Below are 20,460 nucleotides of genomic sequence, written 5' to 3'. Positions count from 1 at the left end.
GCAGTGGAACATTATATTAGTTTATTTGTAAAAGCGGTTTTCATTGAAAACTTAGCTTTAGCCTTCTTCCTAGGTATGTGTACTTTCCTTGCAGTATCAAAGAAAGTAACTACATCAATCGGCCTAGGTGTGGCAGTTATCGTGGTATTGGGTATTTCAGTACCAGTAAATAACTTGGTTTACCACGCTGTTCTTGCACCGGGTGCATTAGAGTGGCTTGGCTACCCAGAAGCAGACCTTAGCTTCTTACGTTTCTTGACATTTATCGGTGTTATTGCAGCACTTGTACAAATTCTTGAAATGGCATTAGATAAGTTCTTCCCTGCACTATACAACGCGTTAGGTATCTTCTTACCTTTGATCACAGTTAACTGTGCAATCTTCGGTGCGGTATCTTTCATGGTTGAGCGTAACTATAACTTCGGCGAGTCTGTTGTTTATGGTATCGGTTCAGGTGTGGGCTGGGCACTAGCAATTACATTACTTGCTGGTATCCGTGAAAAAATGAAGTACTCAGACGTTCCTGATGGCTTACGTGGTTTAGGTATTACTTTCATCACTGTTGGTCTTATGGGTCTTGGCTTTATGTCATTCTCTGGTATTTCACTTTAAGGTAGCGAGGATAAATCATGAATGAGATTTTCTTAGGTGTTGGTGTTTTCATCGCTATCGTTGTACTACTAGTTTTAGTCATCATTGGTGCTAAATCTAAGTTAGTTGCAAGCGGCGATATCATCATCGGTATTAATGGCGACCCAGAAAAAGCTATTAAAACATCTGCAGGTAGCAAGCTATTAGGCGCGCTGTCTGATTCAGGTATTTTCGTATCATCTGCATGTGGTGGCGGTGGCTCATGTGGCCAGTGTCGTGTACACATTAAAGAAGGTGGCGGCGATATCTTACCAACAGAACTTGATCACATCTCTAAAGGTGAAGCCCGTGAAGGCTGCCGTTTAGCGTGTCAGGTTAATGTTAAAAACGACATGGAAATTGAACTTGAAGAGTCAATTTTCGGTGTTAAGAAGTGGGATTGTGAAGTTATCTCAAACGATAACAAAGCAACGTTTATCAAGGAACTTAAGTTACAAATTCCTGATGGCGAATCAGTTCCGTTCCGTGCCGGTGGTTATATTCAAATCGAAGCCCCTGCGCACCACGTTAAATACGCTGACTTCGATATTCCTGAAGAATATCGTGGCGACTGGAACCACTTTGGTTTCTTCGATCTGGAGTCTAAAGTAGACGACGAAACAATTCGTGCTTACTCAATGGCTAACTACCCAGAAGAAGAAGGCATTATTATGCTTAACGTGCGTATCGCTACGCCGCCGCCAAGAGACCTAAGCCTTCCATGTGGTAAAATGTCGTCGTACATTTGGTCACTTAAAGCAGGCGATAAGGTTACTATTTCTGGTCCATTCGGTGAATTCTTCGCGAAAGACACTGATGCAGAAATGGTATTCGTAGGTGGTGGTGCAGGTATGGCACCAATGCGTTCACATATCTTTGACCAACTTAAGCGCTTAAAATCTAAGCGTAAGATGAGTTTCTGGTATGGTGCGCGTTCTAAGCGTGAAATGTTCTATGTTGAAGATTTCGACGGCTTAGCAGCAGAAAATGATAACTTTGTATGGCATACAGCACTGTCTGATCCACAACCAGAAGATAACTGGGAAGGTTACACAGGCTTCATCCATAACGTACTTTATGAAAACTACTTGAAAGATCATGAAGCGCCAGAAGATTGTGAGTTCTACATGTGTGGTCCTCCAATGATGAATGCAGCTGTTATCAACATGCTTAAAGACTTAGGTGTAGAAGACGAAAACATCTTATTAGATGACTTCGGTGGCTAACACCCATACACAAAACAATTAGTTTTGGTTAGAATACAAGCCTCGTAGCACACCGTGTTACGAGGCTTTTTTATTTCTATACCACTGTCGATTGGTATCCAAAAGGTGAGTTGCTATGAATAAAGTGTTTTATCGCCAAGGCTTTGTGGCCTTTTTCCTACTAACTGTTACTTTACTCATGGCTGGTTGCAGCCAAGCAGATAAAGCCCAAGAGCTCTATCTTGAAGGTAAGACCATGGGAACGACATACCACATTAAAGTATTTGCTGAACCTTCTAAGCTAGAAGGGATTGATTTGCACCCTGAAATTAAGCAAGTGCTGAAAGAGGTTAATCAATCTATGTCGACGTATATTCCAGACTCAGAAATTAATCAATTTAATCGTTTGCCTGCAGGGCAGGTTATGCCGATCAGTGATGATTTTCGTCAGGTCGTTGCGGAGTCTATTCGTTTGGGTGAATCTACAAAAACCCTTGATGTGACGATGGGTCCACTAATTGATTTATGGGGCTTTGGTCCAGATAAGAAACCGACTAAACGCCCAAGCGATGAAGCGCTGGCTGATATGGTCGCGAAAATTGGTGTTGATAAGCTTCAGTTAAGCGATGCTGGTCTTCTGAAGACGGTGGATGGCTTAGAATTGTCATTTTCAGCAACAGCAAAAGGCTACGGTATTGATAAGGTTGCGCAAGTAATTGAAAGCCATGGCTTAGAAAATTATATGGTCGAAATTGGCGGCGAGCTTCGTGTGTCAGGTATCAAGCCAGATAATATCACCTGGAAAATCGCTATCGAACAACCCGACGCTGAGCCGGGTGTGCGCAAAGTACATAAAGTGATTGAGCCGGGCACGAATGGCATTGCAACGTCGGGTGATTATCGCATTTTCTACGAGATGGATGGGGTAACCTATAGCCACTTAATCGACCCTGTGACGGGGATGCCAAGCCGCCATGATTTGGTGTCTGTTACCGTATTGCACCCTTCGGCAATGACGGCTGATGGTTTAGCAACAGCACTGACGGTAATGGGAATGGAGCGGGCACAAAAATACGCTGAACAACATGACCTGCCAGTGTATTTAATTGCTAAGTCAGACAATGGCTTGGTCACTTATTCTAGCCCTGCCTTTAAACCATATTTGTAGCAGAGCAAGAAGCAGTTTATAATACGTGCAGCCCAGTCGACTGGGCTTGATTTAATTGCTGACGATAGGGGCAAAGCAATGTCACTTTTTCTTCTTACTTTTGGTCTACTTATTTTAATTGTGGCAGCGATGGCTGTGGGCATGATTGTGCAAAAGAAATCAATGGCCAGTAGCTGCGGTGGCTTAGGTGCCGTGGGTATCGATAAAGCCTGTGACTGTGATGATCCATGTGACAAGCGTAAAAAGCGCATGGCAAAAGAACAAGCGTGGAAAGAGAATCAAATTCTGTAACCACACAAAAAAGCGCCTAAAGGGCGCTTTTTTAATGCACGCGTTAATGCCCGCGCTTTTTTATTCTCGAATAGGCACCTAGTTCAACCCAATTAATTTAGCACCCAAGACGGCATATTGATTTGCATGGTTTGCTGTTAGCAAAAAGGCTGCAGGAGCATGAAGTGTTGGAATCGAGGTGAACACTCTTGGACACGTATATATAGGCCATTGTGAGTTATTCGTGAGTTTATGCACCTGACCTGAGAAACAGCTATAGCCTTCTTTTAATAACGCCTTATAAGTGCTGTCAGTCAATGTGATTGGTTTAGTAATAATGTAGCTGTTGCCTATATTAAAGCTCAATTTGCTGGCATCTAATGTCTGGTAACCTTGGCGAATACTACTTATATCGCCGAGTTCTTTGATGGTAGGCAATCTACCCTTATCATTTATGGCAATATCAATCTGGTAGTCACCCATCTCACTGTTTACCATCACATCATCAATGAGTAGGTCGACCCAATTATCTTTCGCATTAAATGGGATTGCATGATACTGCGCTACAGTGGCTTTTTTCCAATCACCCGTTACTAAAGAATCAATCGCCTTTTTATAAAGAACACGGTTAACTTTTCGCGCTACTTGACGGTTTGGATCCTGAGGGTAAGCACCCGATTCAATTAAAATAGTGCGAATCCCTTTTTCAGAAAACGTATCACCAAAACTGCGGTATGAGTAGCTGTCGTTGTATTTGCCTAAGTGGCCGGGGATCATGTTTTCTACCGTGGCTGCTAAATGGGCCGTAAACTGCATCGCTTCTGCACGCGTGGTATTAATTTCACGAGCTTCATTATAAGCCGGTGCGAGCACAGAGATGGTTGCTTGTTTGCCTTTTTTGCCAGCCCCATAATAGGCATTTTGATCGTGTAAGTTAAAGCCAAAATCAGGCTTAAATTGCGTTGCAGCCGCCATTAAAATTTGCCCTTCTTGGGTGCGCAGAGCTTTCGCATCACGATTAAGATCGATCCCTTGTGCATTGTGGCGCGTTTGAATGGCGGCACCGTCAGGGTTAACCATAGGAATAATGCGCAGTGTAAGCTTTGTTTGCCACTCTTTTAACCATGCCGCGTTTTCAGGCGCTGTGATAAAGGTTAAAAAATCCATTAGTGCTGCTGTTGCGGTGTTTTCGTCGCCATGCATTTGGCTCCACATCATTACTTTAATAGCGCCAGAGCCAATATCAAGTGCATTTATTGGTTGCCCTTGGTATGAGCTACCTAGCTGTTGCAAAGTAATTGCAGGGTGCATAGCAGCTTTTTTTAGTTGGGGTTCTATATCGCTGTAATAAATTGCTGGCTTATCGAATCCATGAACTCTGGTGTCTTCAATGCTGTTTGCAAATGCATGAGAACTGCTAAGTAATAAGGCGGTGGTAAGTGCATACTGGTACATATATAACTCTATTATTCTTAATTGTGTTTTAATGAAGAATATTATATTTTATCTCTCTTGGCTAATCCTTGTTCAGTAACACAATACAAGTAGATACTGAGTAGGTATGTGTTTAAACGCCATTTTTATGCAATTTTCTTTTTAGGCATTGCTTTTTGCTATATTAAATACTCTAGCTTTTTCAGATGCTTAGCTTCATATTTTGGGGTTGTTTACATTTATTTATCATTTGAATAAACAATGCTTAACGCAGTGCTGTTAAATTCTACTTGTACCGTACGTTGACTTTGTTATACTCCACATCGAAATTTCAGTAATTACTGAAACTTTATTGATGAAGATCAAGTTGCCGCGCTTAATTATAGGGTAGAGCGTCTACCTTTATTGCGGCCAAAGTTATAAAAAGGCATGTGTTTTGCGAGTAATTAATCCGTCACAAGGTGTTAAACAATCTAGTTTCGCTAGATTGCAATTAGCTGCGCGTGCGTTTTTTGCTGGCAAAGAACTGTTGTCTGTTTTAGCCTTGCTGATCATTAATTCAGCCATGCTAATTAACGGTGCGGTAGAAGATGCACATGAGTTAAGAAGTTTATTAAGCGAAGGTGCTTTGTATGAAACACCGTTACTTAATGTATTGAGCTTTTTAGCTTACCCCGTGGTGTCTTGCCAATTATTAATTGGCTTATGCTGGTTGGTCTTCCATTTCTTTCCTGCGCGTCGTGCAGGTGTCATTTTACGTAAAGCGGCCTTCGCTGCACGTGAAACGATAAAGTCTTTAGTAGTACACAGCGCACATGGCTGTCGTGCTCCTCCTCGTGTAAGTGGTTGTCTGTAAATAAGCTTTGTTGCTTAAGTTCAGCCATTTTAGTCGTTTTCTAAGTTGTCTTTACTAAGCACCTAGTGGGCTTTCTACGTCCAAATTTCAGTCAGCTGACCTAACTATTCCCTCTCTTAACGTGGCGATAAATTGTGCTCGTTATGTGGCTAGGGATATCTGTGGCCGTTCGTTGCTACAGAAAAGCGTCGTGTACTTATCGACAAGTGTTAACTTTTAGGTTGTAGGATATTCCTTTGTCAATTCGTAACCTTTGTAATATTGCTCTAGCGTCTTTAGTGCTGGCTTTGACTGGCTGTGAAGGCGGGGTACTTGATCCAAAAGGTCAAATTGGGGCCGACGAAAAGTATTTAATCATCGTAGCAACGGTATTAATGCTGATTGTTGTAATCCCAGTGATTGCCATGACAATTTATTTTGCATGGAAATACCGTGATGGACGAGACCAAGAAATTTATGCTCCTAAGTGGGCTCACTCTAACAAGATTGAAGCGGTGGTGTGGGCTATTCCTATTATCATCGTGGTTATTTTAGGTGTGATCACCTGGCAGTCAACGCAAGAGCTTGACCCTTATAAACCGCTAGAAGGTAAAGGTGAGCATCTCACTGTTGAAGTGGTGTCTTTAAATTGGAAATGGTTATTTATCTACCCTGAGCAAGGCATTGCGACAGTCAACGAGTTGGTGTTTCCCGCTAACGTGCCTGTTCAATACAAGATTACCTCAGAAAGCACCATGAACTCGTTTTTCATACCTCAGCTTGGTAGCCAAATTTATTCAATGGCAGGCATGGAAACCAAACTGCATCTAATAGCTGATGAACCGGGTACTTTTAAAGGTTTCTCTGCTAACTACAGTGGGGCAGGTTTCACAGGCATGAAGTTTAATGCCATCGCCACGCCAACCCAAGCAGACTTTGATGCATGGGTAAATAAGGTGAAAAATTCAGGGTCTGCACTTACTAAAAAGACCTATGTTGAACTAGCTAAGCCAAGTGAATACGACCCAGTTAAATACTATGCCAGTGTCGACAAAGATATGTTTCATTCAATTGTAATGAAGTATATGCAAGCGCATGGCTCACACGGTGCAATGCAACACGCAATGCCTGAGCACTCTGCTCATAAAGGGCACGGCGAGGACGAGGAATAATCATGTCGTTGTTAGGTAAATTAACATTAGACGCAATCCCGTTTCATGAACCAATTATCATGGTTACCATGACGGTGGTTGCTGTCTTAGGCTTGCTAGTTGCAGGCTTAGTAACAAAATATAAAAAATGGGGCGTGCTTTGGCACGACTGGATCACGTCAATTGATCATAAGCGCTTAGGGGTTATGTACATCATTCTTGCGCTTATTATGTTATTCCGCGGCTTTGCTGATGCCATTATGATGCGATTACAATTAGCAATGGCTACGGGCGGTGCAAGTGGTTACTTACCACCTGAACATTACGACCAAATTTTTACGGCGCATGGGGTGATCATGATCATCTTTATGGCGATGCCGTTCATGATTGGTCTAATGAACATTATTTTGCCACTGCAAATTGGTGCACGTGATGTTGCTTTCCCATTCTTAAATAATTTAAGTTTTTGGCTAACTGCTGGCGGTGCGATATTAATAAATATTTCACTGTTTTTCGGTGAGTTTGCAAAAACAGGCTGGGTTGCCTATCCACCATTATCCGAGTTGTCGTTTAGTCCGGGCGTGGGGGTCGATTATTATATCTGGGCCTTGCAAATATCCGGCTTAGGTACCTTGCTAACGTCGGTTAACTTCTTAGTGACAGTTTTCAAGATGCGTGCACCCGGCATGACCTTAATGAAAATGCCTATTTTTACGTGGGCATGTACGTGGGCAAATATCTTAATTGCAGCCTCGTTCCCAATTTTGACTGCTGTGCTTGCAATGCTGACACTTGACCGTTATCTCGATTTCCACTTTTTCACCAATGAATTAGGTGGTAACGCGATGATGTACATCAACTTATTCTGGGCGTGGGGTCACCCTGAAGTTTACATTCTCATTTTACCTGCGTTTGGTATTTTCTCAGAGGTTATCTCTACTTTTGCTGGTAAACGTTTGTTTGGTTACAAGTCGATGGTTTATGCAAGTGGTGCGATTTCTATTTTAGGTTTCATCGTATGGCTTCACCACTTCTTCACTATGGGGTCAAGTGCGAACGTTAATGCCTTCTTTGGTGTCATGACCATGGTGATTGCAGTGCCGACGGGTGTAAAACTCTTTAATTGGTTATTCACTATGTACCGTGGTCGTTTACGAATCACAGTGCCCGTACTTTGGACTCTGGGTTTCATGGTGACATTCACCATTGGTGGTATGACAGGTGTATTACTTGCAATCCCTGGTGCTGACTATGTATTACACAACAGCTTATTTTTAATTGCTCACTTTCATAACACCATTATTGGTGGTGCAGTGTTCGGTTACTTAGCAGGTTTCGCATTTTGGTTCCCTAAAGCAATGGGATTCAAACTTGACGAGCGCTGGGGCAGAAGATCTTTCTGGTGCTGGTTAATTGGTTTCTTTGTGGCATTCATGCCGTTATACGTGCTTGGTTTCTTAGGTATGACTCGTCGTTTAAACCACACAAATAACCCAGATTGGAACATGTGGTTATACATTGCAGCAGGCGGTGCGGTGATTATCATGTTCGGTATCTTGTTCCAAGTAGTACAACTTGTTGTGAGTTTTAAAAACCGCGAGCAATTAGATGATACAACAGGCGATCCATGGAATGGTCATACGCTTGAATGGGCGTCTGCATCACCTCCGCAGTACTACAACTTTGCAAAAATTCCCCATGTTGATGACATTGATGCATGGACTGACATGAAAGAAAAAGGCTTAGCTTACAAACAAGAAGCATCTTATAGCCCAATTCACATGCCAAAAAATACGCCAGCGGGTGTATTGATGAGCGGTGCATTAACAACGTTTTGTTTTGCCATGATTTGGCATATATGGTGGCTTGCAGCCTTTGGTTTACTGGGTGCTATCGCGATATTTATTAAACGTTGTTATACAACTGATGTTGATTATTACGTGCAACCAGATGAAATTGTTGAACTTGAAACGGCGCACAATACCGCCGCGACTAAAGGGGTGAATGCATGAGTACTATCACTGCAGATTTAAACACCTTAAGTAATGCTCAAGGTCATGTTGAAGCACATGATAGTGAGCATCACGACACAGGTGGCAACACGGTATTCGGTTTTTGGCTTTACTTAATGACCGACTGCTTATTATTTGCTTCTTTCTTTGCAACTTATGCCGTGCTGTTTATGAACACAGCCGGCGGCGTGTCAGGCAAAGACATTTTTGAACTTGATTTTGTCGCGGTTGAAACCGCGGCACTCCTACTAAGTAGTATTACATTTGGCTTTGCGATGATTTCTGCACATTCGCAGAAAAAGGCAGCAACATTGACCTGGTTACTTGTCACTTTTGCTTTTGGTGCTGTGTTTATTGGTATGGAAGTGTATGAGTTTCATCACCTAATTGCGCACGGTAATGGCCCGCAACACAGTGCCTTTTTAACGTCGTTTTTCTCTTTAGTCGGTTTACATGGTCTGCATGTAACAGCGGGTTTAATTTGGATGACAATCATGATGATCGAAGTTGTTCGTCGTGGTTTAAACCCGCAAACAGTGACACGCTTAAGTTGTTTAAGTTTGTTCTGGCACTTTTTAGATGTGGTGTGGATCTGTGTGTTTACCGTTGTTTATTTAATGGGAGCAATGTAATGAGTCACAGTGAATCGCATGTCATTAATAACTTAGAAGTACACGCACACGACACACAATCACATGGCAGTATGAAAGACTATTTTATTGGCTTTGTGTTGTCAGTGATTTTAACGGCTATTCCATTTTGGGCTGTGATGAGTGGGTCGTTTTCAAAACCAGCCACCGTCTGGTGCATTGTGATGATGGCGGTTGTGCAAATTTGGGTGCATTTAAAGTACTTCTTGCATTTAAGCTTTAAAACTGAAGACGGCAAAGCCAGCTCATTGTCATTTATCTTCAGCGCCATAATTATCGTGATGGTGGTTGGTTTGTCGGTGTGGATCATCTACGAATCGAACGCCATGATGATGTATTAAATAACAATTATTTTTATGTAATTGATATAAAGATTTACGAAAGGAGCTGGTTAGTTTGAGATTGTGTCTCCAGTTCTTACAGTCTGTTATTAGCTAGTTTCTTTCGTAATTTTGCGTTTGTGCAGAATATTAGAGGAGTCGAGGAAGTGTTTCGACGTTATTTAAATGTCACTAAACCTGGCATTATCATGGGCAATTTAATCTCTGTTGCGGGGGGATTCTTGCTAGCCTCTCGTGGCGATGTTGACCCATGGTTAATGGTCGCAACTTTGCTTGGGTTATCTTTAGTTGTGGCATCTGGATGCGCTATCAATAATGTGATTGATCGTGATATTGATGTTGCAATGGCGCGCACTCGCAAACGCGTCACAGTCACTGGCGAAATGTCAGCAAAGGCCGCTATGGCACATGGCATCGTGCTGGGTGTTTTTGGTTTCACATTATTAGCCGTTTATACCAACGTGGTGGCACTCTTATTTGCTACGTTTGGTTACGTCATTTACGTCGGTGTATACAGCTTATATATGAAACGTCGTTCTGTGTATGGCACCTTTGTCGGTAGTTTATCGGGCGCAGTTCCACCTGTGGTGGGCTATTGTGCGGTAACGGGACAGTTTGATGCCGGTGCTGTGATTTTATTGGTAATGTTTAGTTTATGGCAAATGCCTCATTCATATGCAATTGCAATCTTTCGTTATAACGACTACCAAGCGGCCAGAATTCCCGTGTTACCCGTAGCGCAAGGGATCGAAAAGGCAAAGCATCACATTGTTTTATATATCGCCGTGTATGCGTTGGTTGTGATGTTATTAACCATTAGTGGTTATACAGGTTTAGCTTTCATGGCTGTAGCTTGTACAACGAGTTTTTGGTGGTTGCTTATGGCGCTCAGAGGTTATCGTCGCAATATTGATGTAAGCGGTTGGGCGCGCCAAGTGTTTGCTTTTTCGATAGTAAATATTACGGTTTTGAGCATAGCGATGGCTTTAGATTACCACTCAGTAGCTCCTCAGCTACTGGTTTTAACTTAGAAAAAAGTTGCTAACATATCCCAATGTTACAGTAGCAAAGGCCCGGTTTTTTCTCCACCGGGCCTTTTTTCGTTAGTTAAAAAACGAGTTAGACCAATTTTTTAACTAATCCCTCACTATCATTCCGAGTAATTACAAGTGGTATCACTAAAACTGAGCAGCTTGCTCTACCACTATGCCGTGACGAGCGGCTAAGCGGCGATGATCTTTATCATAGCCACCACCAATGACCGTTGCGACAGGCACATTATGTTCAAGGCAGCGTTTAAGTACTAAATGGTCGCGTTGTTCAATGCCTTGCCAGCTTATATCAAGTTTTCCTAAGCCATCTTGCTGCCATACATCAACACCTGCATCGTAAAGTACTAAATCTGGATTAAGGGTTTTTAGTAAGTAACTTAGCGTATCATCAACGATGCCAATGTACTCTTTATCGCTAACACCCGGGTTTAAGCCAATATCGAGATCGCTGGCTGATTTGCGAAATGGAAAGTTTTTCTCACAATGAATCGAGCACGTATACGCATAGGGTTGATGGGTGAGCATGGCTGCAGTGCCATCGCCTTGGTGAACATCTAAGTCAAAAATCAGCACATTGGTCACTTCGCCACTCTTTATCAGTGTTTCACTGGTGAACGCTAAATCGTTTACCATGCAATAACCCGAACCAAAATCATAATGGGCATGATGAGTGCCGCCGGCTAAGTGGCAGGCAAGCCCATGTTTTAAAGCGAGGCGTGCGGTTTGTAAGGTGCCAAGTGGGGCTGTGAATGTTCGTGCCATCAATTGTTCAGACCAAGGTAAACCAATTCGGCGCATGGCTTTTTCATCCAAGCGGTTATGCCACAGGTCATTAATATAGTCATCGCAATGCACCAGCTCCAGTGGTGCGGGGCTGCCTAATATCGGCTGTACTAAATTATCACTGATCAGGCCAAGGCTTTGAACATGGTCATATAAATAAGCAAATTTACTCATTACAAAGCGATGGTTAGGATCGAAGCTAAAGGAATAATTAGGGTGATATACCAAGGGTAAGTGGGGGTTTAAGTACATAACTCATTTAATAACGGGATTTGCTACAGCATAGCGAATTTATTCGCCGTTGTTTACTCTGGCACGTGAATTAAGTGTGCTAACTCACGATGTAATAGGCCTTCATCGCCTAAATTCAGCTCAATCAGGCGCTTCAAATGACTGATACTGTCGATATCAATATGTTCGCAAATAAGTCCAGCATGCTGCTGTTCTACATGGCACAACTCGACTTGCATTTTAATCTCTACAGTTGAGTCGGGTAGGGTAAACGATAAAACGGCTTTACTGTGGATAGGAACTAAAAATGAATCGCTTTTGGTTATAAGCGCACCATGCAAGGATAAATCAAGCAGTTGACATTGATACTTATACTCATCAATACAAAGCGTTGCAGGGCAAGAAAATAATACCCGAGAAAACTGTCTACGCTCATTCATGGTGTGATCCCCAAGTCATTGTCGTTTCATTAACTTAATTCGCTAAAATCAGTATAGTTCAATATGCAAGGTGTGAGTGAAACGATAGCTGGTAAACGTTATCGGCCACAAAAAAGCCCCAAGAAGGGGCTTTCGAATAAGACGGTAAATTAACCAATCTTTTTATATTTAATACGCTTAGGTTGTGCGGCTTCTGCGCCTAAGGTTTTCTTCAACCACTCTTCGTATTCTGTGTAGTTACCATCGAAGAAGTTAATTTGGCCTTCGTCACGGTAATCAAGAATATGCGTAGCGATACGGTCAAGGAACCAACGGTCATGCGAGATACACATTACACAGCCTGGGAACTCTAGAATCGCGTTCTCAAGTGCACGAAGTGTTTCAACATCAAGATCGTTAGTCGGCTCATCCAGTAGTAATACGTTACCACCCGCTTTTAATAGCTTTGCAAGGTGTAAACGGTTGCGCTCACCGCCTGATAAGTCTTTAACGAATTTTTGTTGGTCGTTACCTTTGAAGTTAAAGCGACCAACATAGGCGCGGCTTTGGAATTCAAAGTTACCAATTTTTAATACGTCTTGACCGTTAGAGATCTCTTGGAAAACGGTGTTGCTTTCATCCATGTCGCCACGGAACTGATCAACGGTAGCAAGCTCAACAGTTTCACCCACAAGGATTTCACCACTGTCTGGCTTTTCTTCACCGCTTAACATTTTGAATAAGGTTGATTTACCCGCACCATTGGCACCGATAATACCTACGATTGCACCTTTTGGCATCGCAAAGTTTAAGTCGTCGATTAAAACACGATCGCCAAAGCTTTTCTTAAGACCTTTTACTTCAATAACTTGGTCGCCTAAGCGTGGACCCGGTGGAATGAATAGCTCATTCGTTTCGTTACGTTTTTGGTAATCGTTCTGTTGTAGCTCAGAGAACTGTGCCATACGCGCTTTAGACTTAGCTTGACGGCCTTTCGGGTTTGAACGAACCCATTCAAGTTCTTGTGCAATTGACTTTTGACGAGCTTTTTCAGATTTTTGTTCTTGTTGTAAACGTAAATCTTTTTGCTCAAGCCATGATGAGTAGTTACCTTCCCACGGAATACCTTCACCACGGTCAAGTTCTAAAATCCACCCAGCAACGTTATCTAAGAAGTAACGGTCGTGGGTTACAGCGACCACAGTACCTTCGTAGTCGTGTAAGAAACGCTCTAACCATGCCACAGACTCTGCGTCTAAGTGGTTGGTTGGTTCGTCAAGAATCAGCATATCTGGTTTTTCAAGCAGTAAACGACAGATGGCAACACGGCGACGCTCACCACCCGAAAGGTGTTCAATTTTAGCATCCCACGGTGGTAAACGAAGAGCATCTGCTGCGCGCTCTAATACGTTATCGATATTGTGACCGTCGTGTGCTTGGATAATTGCTTCAAGCTCGCCTTGCTCTTTTGCAAGTGCATCAAAGTCAGCATCTTCCATAGCATACTCGTTGTATACTTCATCAAGACGGTTTAGCGCATTTTTAACTTCGCTTACGGCTTCTTCAACGGTTTCGCGTACTGTTTTGTTTTCGTCTAAAACAGGCTCTTGCGGTAAGTAACCTATTTTTGTGCCAGGTTGTGGACGAGCTTCACCTTCAAAGTCTTGGTCAACACCTGCCATAATACGAAGTAACGTCGATTTACCTGCGCCATTTAGACCAAGCACACCAATTTTTGCGCCCGGGAAAAAGTGTAAAGAGATATCTTTTAAGATAGTGCGCTTAGGCGGCACAACTTTAGAAACTCGACTCATCGAGAATATAAACTTATCTGGTAACACCATGAAAAGAGCCTTCAATTTATAAGAAAAATTAACAGCCACTATTGTATACCCAAACCACCTCAAAATACAGAATTCAGCGTTTATCAGGGGCTTAATATCATGGTACTGCTTTGCAAAAATAGCGCATGCATTTAAGGAGCATAAATGCAGAGTAAGCGCCTTATAAGCATTGCACAAAGGCTTAAAAGTCATTTTTACAATGGTGTTGGCTTAAACACAATAACAAGCCACTTTTTGAGATGCTTGCTCTTTCATCGTGATTAAACACAACAGTCATTCGCAGAGGCACTGCTTTTGGCAATTTAAGGGCCTGCGCATCAACGAAACTGGCTTCCTAAGAGATTGCTTTAGCACAAATAAAAAAATCATTTGGACATCTAAACATCTAGAGGTTGAAATTTCTAACTATCCGTTCATAATTAGCAGTCTAATAAGTATGCTCGGAGCCCACTATGCCCATTACAGTCAAAGATGAATTGCCCGCAATTGTAAAATTACGTCAAGAGAACGTATTTGTAATGCCTAAAAGTCGTGCGAAAACGCAAGAAATTCGTCCAATGCGTTTGGCCATCTTAAACTTAATGCCGAATAAAGTGGAAACCGAAGTGCAGTTTATTCGGTTGTTGGCTAATTCACCGTTGCAAGTGAATGTTGAGCTGCTGCGTTTAGACACCCACCGAAGTAGCAGTACCTCAGAGCAACACCTCGATACGTTTTATCGTTACTTTTCTGAAGTAAAAGACAATAACTACGATGCCATGATCATCACAGGCGCGCCGCTTGCACATTTAGAGTATGACGACGTTGCTTACTGGGATGAGCTAAAAGTGATTTTAGACTGGGCTGAGCACCACGTTACGTCAACATTATTTTCATGTTGGGCGGCTCACGCAGGGCTTTATCATCACTATGGTTTAAAACGAGAGTTAATGCCTAATAAGCTCAGTGGCGTGTTTACGCACAAAAGTTATTTTGAGCATGCCGCGTTAACGCGTGGTTTTGATGATACCTTTTTAGTTCCGCACTCGCGCTATGGCCACATTGATATTGAAAAAATTAACAGCTGTGATGATTTAGTAGTATTAGCAGGGTCTGAGCGTGTTGGGGCGTATTTAATTAAGAATAAATCAGGCAGCCAAGTATATATAACGGGCCATCCTGAGTATGATGCGCATACATTAAAAGGGGAATATTTACGCGACTGCGAAAAGTCAGACGACGCGCCAAAACCAGAAAACTATTTCCCTGACGATAACCCAGATAACGAACCGTCGAAAACATGGCAAAGTCACGCCTTTTTATTGTTTTCGAATTGGTTAAACTACTACGTGTACCAAACAACACCGTATGATATTAACCTAGTTAGCCAAGACGTAAGGACTAACAACTATGCCGAGTAATGCAGTGAATAAACGCGAACAATTAACCGAGGCGCTCAAGCAGCGAATTTTGATCCTCGATGGCGCGATGGGCACCATGATCCAAGAACATAAATTAGAAGAACAAGACTATCGCGGTGAGCGTTTTAAAGACTGGCATGTCCTTATAAAAGGCAATAATGATTTATTAAGCCTTACTCAGCCAAAGATTATTGCTGATATTCACCGCGCATACCTTAATGCAGGTGCCGACATTATCGAAACCAATACGTTTAATGCCACCACTATTTCGATGGAAGATTACGACATGGCGAATTTAAGCCGTGAGATCAACCTAGAATCAGCCAAGCTTGCTCGCAGTGTCTGCGATGAATTTGAAGCAAAAGATCCAAGTAAACCTCGTTATGTGGCGGGGGTATTAGGGCCAACGTCAAAAACTTGTTCTATTTCGCCTGATGTCAATGACCCCGGTTATCGTAACATTAGCTTTGATAAGTTAGTGACAGCATACGTTGAATCAACCTTGGCACTGATGGAAGGGGGAGTTGATTTAATCTTAATCGAGACCATATTCGATACCTTAAATGCAAAAGCGGCCTCGTTCGCAGTAGAAGAAGCCTTTGAGCAAGCAGGGCGCACGTTGCCTGTCATGATCTCAGGCACCATTACTGATGCCTCAGGGCGAACTTTATCGGGGCAAACGACCGAAGCTTTTTATAATTCGATTCGTCATATTAAGCCGTTATCTATTGGTCTTAACTGCGCACTGGGTCCGGATTTATTACGCCAATATGTCGAAGAGTTATCACGCGTTTGTGAAACTTTTACCTCGGTTCACCCTAATGCAGGTTTACCCAATGAGTTTGGTGAGTACGATTTAGAAGCACCTGAAATGGCTGAAGAAATAATCGATTGGGGCAAGTCAGGCTTTATTAATATTGTTGGTGGTTGCTGTGGTACAACCCCTGCACACATTAAAGCCTTTGCCAAAGGCCTTGCAGGAGTTAAGCCTCGTCCATTGCCTGAGCTTGAAGTGCGTATGCGCTTATCGGGCCTTGAAGCGTGTAACTTAAACTAAGGTAGCCGAAATGACACAACAAATAGCAGTATTTACTAACGTCGGCGAACGTACCAATGTGACCGGTTCAGCCATGTTCAAGCGATTGATCATGGAAGAAGATTACGAAACCGCTCTTAATGTTGCCCGTGAACAAGTCGAAAATGGTGCACAGATCATTGATATCAACATGGATGAAGCCATGTTGGATTCAAAAGCCGCGATGGTGAAGTTTCTGAACTTGATTGCCTCTGAGCCAGATATTTCTAAAGTACCGATCATGATCGACTCATCAAAATGGGAAGTTATTGAAGCCGGCTTAAAATGTATTCAAGGCAAGGCGATTGTAAACTCAATTTCACTGAAAGAAGGTGAAGAGCCCTTTATTCGTCAGGCAAAGTTAATTAAACGTTTTGGTGCTGCCGCAGTCGTCATGGCGTTTGACACCGACGGACAAGCAGAAACCGCGGATCGTAAATTTGAAATTTGTGAGCGGAGTTACCGTATTCTTGTGGACGAGATTGGTTTTCCACCAGAAGACATTATCTTCGATCCGAATATATTTGCAGTAGCAACCGGGATTGAAGAGCACGACAACTATGCTGTTGAATTTATTGAAGGTACGCGCCGAATAAAGCAAAACCTACCGTACTGTAAAGTGTCGGGCGGGGTGTCAAACGTGTCGTTCTCGTTTCGTGGTAACAACCCCGTACGTGAAGCGATCCACTCAGTATTTTTATACCATGCCATTAAAGCGGGCATGGATATGGGGATTGTGAATGCAGGCCAGTTGGCTGTGTATGATGATATTCCGGCTGAGCTTAGAAAAGCCGTTGAAGACGTTATACTGAATACCGACTCCGGTGCGGGTGAGCGCCTTGTAGAGCTGGCTCCAAAATACTCAGGGATGGCGCAAGCTGAGCGAGTTGAAGATTTAGAGTGGCGTACATGGCCCGTTGAAAAGCGCCTAGAACATGCGCTTGTAAAAGGCATTACTGAGTATATCGACGAAGACACTGAAGAGTGCCGAGCTGCAGCTGATAAGCCTATTCATGTGATTGAAGGCCCGCTGATGGATGGCATGAATGTGGTGGGTGATTTATTTGGTGCAGGTAAAATGTTCTTACCGCAGGTGGTTAAATCGGCGCGCGTAATGAAACGCGCAGTGGCTTACCTAGACCCCTTTATCGAAGCAGAAAAAGAAGAAGGTGCCACGAACGGAAAAGTGGTTATGGCGACCGTTAAAGGCGATGTACACGACATTGGTAAAAACATTGTTGGCGTAGTACTGCAATGTAATAACTACGACGTGATCGATTTAGGTGTGATGGTGCCTGCGGAAAAAATTCTACAAACCGCGATTGACGAAAAAGCCGATATCATCGGTTTATCAGGCCTTATTACGCCCTCATTAGATGAAATGGTGCATGTTGCTAAAGAAATGACCCGTCGTGGTTTCGACTTACCCTTATTAATTGGGGGTGCAACTACCTCGAAAGCCCATACCGCAGTGAAAATTGAGCCACAGTACGATAAAGGTGTGGTGTATGTAAATAATGCCAGTCGTGCCGTTGGTGTGGTCTCTAGCCTATTGTCTAAAGAGTTAAAACCTGCGTTTTTAGAAAAAACCAAAGCGGAGTACGAAAAAGTACGTGAACAGCAATCGCGTAAAAAACCACGCTCGAAGCCTGTCACCATTCAACGTGCTCGCGATAATGCCGCACAACTTGACTGGGATAACTACACCCCACCCGTGCCTAAAAAGCTCGGAGTGACAGAGTTTAAAAATGTGTCGATTGCCACGTTAAGACAGTACATCGATTGGACACCGTATTTCATGACATGGTCAATCGCAGGGAAGTATCCGCGTATTCTTAACGATGAAATTGTGGGTGAGCAAGCGCAAAGCTTATTTGCTGATGCCAATGCGATGCTTGACGATTTAGAACAGTCAGGTGCGCTACAACCACTGGGCGTGATAGGTTTATTCCCGGCAAACCGAGTGGGTGATGACATTGAAATTTACACCGATGAAACGCGTACAGACGTGTTAACAACCTCGTGCCATCTGCGCCAGCAAACAGAAAAAACCGATTTTGCGAATTATTGTTTAGCGGATTACATCGCACCTAAAGGAACCCCCGACTACTTTGGTGCCTTTGCCGTAACCGGAGGGCTTGAAGAAGACGACCTTGCTGATGCCTTCGATGCGAAACAAGATGACTATAACAAAATTATGGTTAAAGCCGTTGCAGACCGTTTAGCAGAGGCTTTTGCGGAGTATTTGCATGAGCAGGTACGTAAAGAGTATTGGGGCTATGCAAGCGATGAAAACTTATCGAATGATGAGCTTATTCGCGAAAATTACCAAGGTATTCGTCCTGCACCGGGTTACCCTGCGTGCCCTGAGCACACAGAGAAAAAGAAAATCTGGCAGCTACTCGATACTGAAAATCGCATAGGTATGAAGTTGACGAGCTCTTACGCAATGTGGCCGGGAGCGGCGGTGTCTGGTTGGTATTTTTCTCACCCGGATTCTAAATACTATGCCGTGGCGCAGATTCAAAAAGATCAGGTTGAAGACTACGCTAAGCGCACCAACATGACGCTTGAAGAAGCAGAGCGCTGGTTATCGCCTAATTTAGGCTATGAGCCAGAGTAAAAAGCAATAACGTGCTATTCAAAAGCACCGTAAGTACTTAACTTACGGTGCTTTTTTGTTTTTATTTAAGGTAAATTGCATTTCTACCTCCGTTAAAACGCGCTTTAAAATCATACTTTCTTCCTTTTAATCAGCATTTAGCATGTGAAATGAGGCCAATATCCTTCAAATTTAAATATTTGTGTTAAAGTTATTAGTGTAAAGCAAGGAAATTAGGGTAAAGGTGTGATTGATTCAAGCAGCGCAAGTGACAAAGATAAAGCGCTATTTTTACGCGTATTTGCATTTATTGGTGCCATTACTTCTTTTGTAATGTCGGTTACAAGCTACCAAGATGGCTACATAACGCTCAGTTTTTTACTGGTTATTGGCGGCTTTGTTTTTGTATCGCCCTTTGTCCTTAAAAATCGCGACCGAACTATTGCTGTGTTAATGCTTTATGCCTTGTACTCGATGATGTGCTTTTTGATTGTGTCGGGTGGTAATAATGGAACTGGGCCTTTGTGGTTATTTATTGTATCGCCTGTTACCTTTTTTATACGAGGTTTAAAACGCGGCGCATTTGACTTAATCATACTGGCTATTGTGATTTCAGTGCTGTTTTACTTCACCGATAAGCTTGGGTATTACAGCTATCCGAATCATTATTTTACGACCCGTGTCATGCTGTGTTTTTCGATTCTTTGTATTCTTGGTGGTTTCTACGAGTATTACCGTAATAAGTACAGTCGAGAGCTTATTGAGCAACTAAAAATAAATCAAAAATTAGCCCGTATTGATGCCATGACCGATTTGTTTAATCGCCGTTATGCTACGGAATGCTTGCAAGATGCGCGTTTTAACGAAGGGGCTGTCTTTTTGTTGATTGATGTAGATAACTTTAAACAAGTGAATGACACCTATGGTCATCAAATTGGTGATGATGTGCTCACTTTCATTGCTTCAATTCTCAAAAGTGTGAGTGGCGAAGAAGACATTGTTGCTCGCTGGGGCGGAGAAGAGTTCCTTATTGTGACCCCGCAAGGACATGAGCGTAGAGCAAGACAATTAGCTGAAAACATTCACCAGCAATTGGCGCAACATGCATTTCAACAAGGGGTTCATAATTTTAAAGTGACGCTGAGCATAGGGCTTCATCAGCGGGCTTCTAACGAGAGCATTGATCACTGTTTAAGTGTGGCAGATAAGTGTTTATACCTTGCTAAATCACACGGTAAAAACCAAACCGTTGCTGAGCTAGATAGTGAAACACATTCACCTGCTTAGGTAATAAAAAACCGCCAAAATGAAGTGACCCCCAATAGTTGGACATTCCAATTACTGGGGGTCTTTTTATG

The 20,460-nt window shown here is 42.8% G+C and carries 18 protein-coding genes; 14 read left to right on the top strand and 4 right to left on the bottom strand.

Features of this window, described 5'->3' with window-relative positions; translation table 11 throughout:
• Positions 1–3 precede the first annotated feature (3 nt).
• From nqrE to nqrM, 4 genes are all read left to right on the top strand, one after another.
• A complete protein-coding gene (gene nqrE / locus IT970_RS11800; protein WP_016708692.1) occupies positions 4–612 on the top strand; it encodes an NADH:ubiquinone reductase (Na(+)-transporting) subunit E in 609 nt (202 codons plus the stop codon).
• A gap of 17 nt (positions 613–629) precedes the next feature.
• Positions 630–1,856, top strand: coding sequence for an NADH:ubiquinone reductase (Na(+)-transporting) subunit F (nqrF, locus tag IT970_RS11795; RefSeq protein WP_036966491.1), 1,227 nt, complete (start codon positions 630–632; stop codon positions 1,854–1,856).
• A gap of 115 nt (positions 1,857–1,971) precedes the next feature.
• Complete coding sequence (locus IT970_RS11790) at positions 1,972–3,003, top strand: FAD:protein FMN transferase (RefSeq protein WP_036966495.1); 1,032 nt, start codon at positions 1,972–1,974, stop codon at positions 3,001–3,003.
• Between the two features lie 78 nt (positions 3,004–3,081).
• Positions 3,082–3,294: a (Na+)-NQR maturation NqrM gene (nqrM, locus tag IT970_RS11785; protein ID WP_036966498.1), complete on the top strand. Its 213-nt coding sequence runs from the start codon at positions 3,082–3,084 to the stop codon at positions 3,292–3,294.
• Positions 3,295–3,372: 78 nt separating this feature from the next.
• On the opposite strand, the gene IT970_RS11780 is transcribed toward nqrM, so the two are convergent.
• Complete coding sequence (locus tag IT970_RS11780; protein ID WP_118844572.1) at positions 3,373–4,728, bottom strand: M14 family zinc carboxypeptidase; 1,356 nt, start codon at positions 4,726–4,728, stop codon at positions 3,373–3,375.
• 415 nt (positions 4,729–5,143) lie between these two features.
• On the opposite strand from IT970_RS11780, the gene IT970_RS11775 reads away from it, so the two are divergent.
• From IT970_RS11775 to cyoE, 6 genes are all read left to right on the top strand, one after another.
• On the top strand, positions 5,144–5,563 hold the full coding sequence (locus tag IT970_RS11775; protein WP_036966501.1) for a hypothetical protein: 420 nt from the start codon (positions 5,144–5,146) through the stop codon (positions 5,561–5,563).
• A 236-nt stretch (positions 5,564–5,799) separates the two neighbouring features.
• Positions 5,800–6,714: a ubiquinol oxidase subunit II gene (cyoA, locus tag IT970_RS11770; RefSeq protein ID WP_065978653.1), complete on the top strand. Its 915-nt coding sequence runs from the start codon at positions 5,800–5,802 to the stop codon at positions 6,712–6,714.
• A gap of 2 nt (positions 6,715–6,716) precedes the next feature.
• Positions 6,717–8,705 carry a cytochrome o ubiquinol oxidase subunit I gene (cyoB, locus tag IT970_RS11765; RefSeq protein ID WP_036966505.1) on the top strand — a complete coding sequence of 663 codons (1,989 nt, stop codon included), beginning with the start codon at positions 6,717–6,719 and terminating at the stop codon, positions 8,703–8,705.
• On the top strand, positions 8,702–9,337 hold the full coding sequence (cyoC, locus tag IT970_RS11760; protein ID WP_036966507.1) for a cytochrome o ubiquinol oxidase subunit III: 636 nt from the start codon (positions 8,702–8,704) through the stop codon (positions 9,335–9,337). The genes cyoB and cyoC overlap by 4 nt, the downstream gene beginning before the upstream one ends.
• Entirely contained in the window at positions 9,337–9,696 is a 360-nt protein-coding gene (gene cyoD, locus IT970_RS11755; protein ID WP_196857360.1) for a cytochrome o ubiquinol oxidase subunit IV, read from the top strand. The genes cyoC and cyoD overlap by 1 nt, the downstream gene beginning before the upstream one ends.
• A gap of 146 nt (positions 9,697–9,842) precedes the next feature.
• Positions 9,843–10,727 carry a heme o synthase gene (cyoE, locus tag IT970_RS11750; RefSeq protein WP_036966514.1) on the top strand — a complete coding sequence of 295 codons (885 nt, stop codon included), beginning with the start codon at positions 9,843–9,845 and terminating at the stop codon, positions 10,725–10,727.
• 147 nt (positions 10,728–10,874) lie between these two features.
• Here cyoE and IT970_RS11745 read toward each other — a convergent pair whose 3' ends face one another.
• From IT970_RS11745 to ettA, 3 genes are all read right to left on the bottom strand, one after another.
• On the bottom strand, positions 10,875–11,783 hold the full coding sequence (locus tag IT970_RS11745) for a histone deacetylase family protein (protein WP_180311042.1): 909 nt from the start codon (positions 11,781–11,783) through the stop codon (positions 10,875–10,877).
• A gap of 53 nt (positions 11,784–11,836) precedes the next feature.
• A complete protein-coding gene (locus tag IT970_RS11740; protein WP_036966520.1) occupies positions 11,837–12,202 on the bottom strand; it encodes a PilZ domain-containing protein in 366 nt (121 codons plus the stop codon).
• Positions 12,203–12,351: 149 nt separating this feature from the next.
• Positions 12,352–14,025, bottom strand: a complete 1,674-nt coding sequence (ettA, locus tag IT970_RS11735) for an energy-dependent translational throttle protein EttA (RefSeq protein ID WP_036966523.1) — start codon at positions 14,023–14,025, stop codon at positions 12,352–12,354.
• Positions 14,026–14,477: 452 nt separating this feature from the next.
• Here ettA and metA point away from each other — a divergent pair, with 452 nt between their 5' ends.
• The 4 genes from metA to IT970_RS11715 all read left to right on the top strand — a co-directional run bounded on the left by metA (position 14,478) and on the right by IT970_RS11715 (position 20,389).
• Entirely contained in the window at positions 14,478–15,425 is a 948-nt protein-coding gene (gene metA / locus IT970_RS11730; RefSeq protein WP_036966526.1) for a homoserine O-acetyltransferase MetA, read from the top strand.
• Entirely contained in the window at positions 15,415–16,482 is a 1,068-nt protein-coding gene (locus IT970_RS11725; RefSeq protein WP_065978650.1) for a homocysteine S-methyltransferase family protein, read from the top strand. Before metA ends, IT970_RS11725 begins: the two co-directional genes overlap by 11 nt.
• 10 nt (positions 16,483–16,492) lie before the next feature.
• The gene (gene metH, locus IT970_RS11720; RefSeq protein ID WP_118844569.1) at positions 16,493–19,123 is read left to right on the top strand and encodes a methionine synthase; all 2,631 of its coding nucleotides are present in this window, start codon (positions 16,493–16,495) and stop codon (positions 19,121–19,123) included.
• A gap of 225 nt (positions 19,124–19,348) precedes the next feature.
• On the top strand, positions 19,349–20,389 hold the full coding sequence (locus IT970_RS11715; protein WP_051501725.1) for a GGDEF domain-containing protein: 1,041 nt from the start codon (positions 19,349–19,351) through the stop codon (positions 20,387–20,389).
• The last annotated feature ends 71 nt before the right edge of the window (positions 20,390–20,460 follow it).

Source organism: Pseudoalteromonas sp. A41-2, from assembly GCF_015767615.1.
Taxonomy (GTDB): Bacteria; Pseudomonadota; Gammaproteobacteria; order Enterobacterales; family Alteromonadaceae; genus Pseudoalteromonas; species Pseudoalteromonas lipolytica.
Note: the sequence above shows the minus strand (reverse complement) of the source record. Positions and strands in the feature narration are given on the sequence as shown.

What these genes read in the sequence shown, in the direction of transcription:
- ettA (WP_036966523.1), bottom strand. Translation starts at nt 14,025, where the DNA reads ATGGTGTTACCAGATAAGTTTATATTCTCGATGAGTCGAGTTTCTAAA.
- nqrF (WP_036966491.1), top strand. Translation starts at nt 630, where the DNA reads ATGAATGAGATTTTCTTAGGTGTTGGTGTTTTCATCGCTATCGTTGTA.
- metA (WP_036966526.1), top strand. Translation starts at nt 14,478, where the DNA reads ATGCCCATTACAGTCAAAGATGAATTGCCCGCAATTGTAAAATTACGT.
- cyoB (WP_036966505.1), top strand. Translation starts at nt 6,717, where the DNA reads ATGTCGTTGTTAGGTAAATTAACATTAGACGCAATCCCGTTTCATGAA.
- IT970_RS11740 (WP_036966520.1), bottom strand. Translation starts at nt 12,202, where the DNA reads ATGAATGAGCGTAGACAGTTTTCTCGGGTATTATTTTCTTGCCCTGCA.
- nqrM (WP_036966498.1), top strand. Translation starts at nt 3,082, where the DNA reads ATGTCACTTTTTCTTCTTACTTTTGGTCTACTTATTTTAATTGTGGCA.
- IT970_RS11780 (WP_118844572.1), bottom strand. Translation starts at nt 4,728, where the DNA reads ATGTACCAGTATGCACTTACCACCGCCTTATTACTTAGCAGTTCTCAT.
- IT970_RS11745 (WP_180311042.1), bottom strand. Translation starts at nt 11,783, where the DNA reads ATGTACTTAAACCCCCACTTACCCTTGGTATATCACCCTAATTATTCC.
- metH (WP_118844569.1), top strand. Translation starts at nt 16,493, where the DNA reads ATGACACAACAAATAGCAGTATTTACTAACGTCGGCGAACGTACCAAT.
- cyoD (WP_196857360.1), top strand. Translation starts at nt 9,337, where the DNA reads ATGAGTCACAGTGAATCGCATGTCATTAATAACTTAGAAGTACACGCA.
- cyoC (WP_036966507.1), top strand. Translation starts at nt 8,702, where the DNA reads ATGAGTACTATCACTGCAGATTTAAACACCTTAAGTAATGCTCAAGGT.
- IT970_RS11725 (WP_065978650.1), top strand. Translation starts at nt 15,415, where the DNA reads ATGCCGAGTAATGCAGTGAATAAACGCGAACAATTAACCGAGGCGCTC.
- IT970_RS11790 (WP_036966495.1), top strand. Translation starts at nt 1,972, where the DNA reads ATGAATAAAGTGTTTTATCGCCAAGGCTTTGTGGCCTTTTTCCTACTA.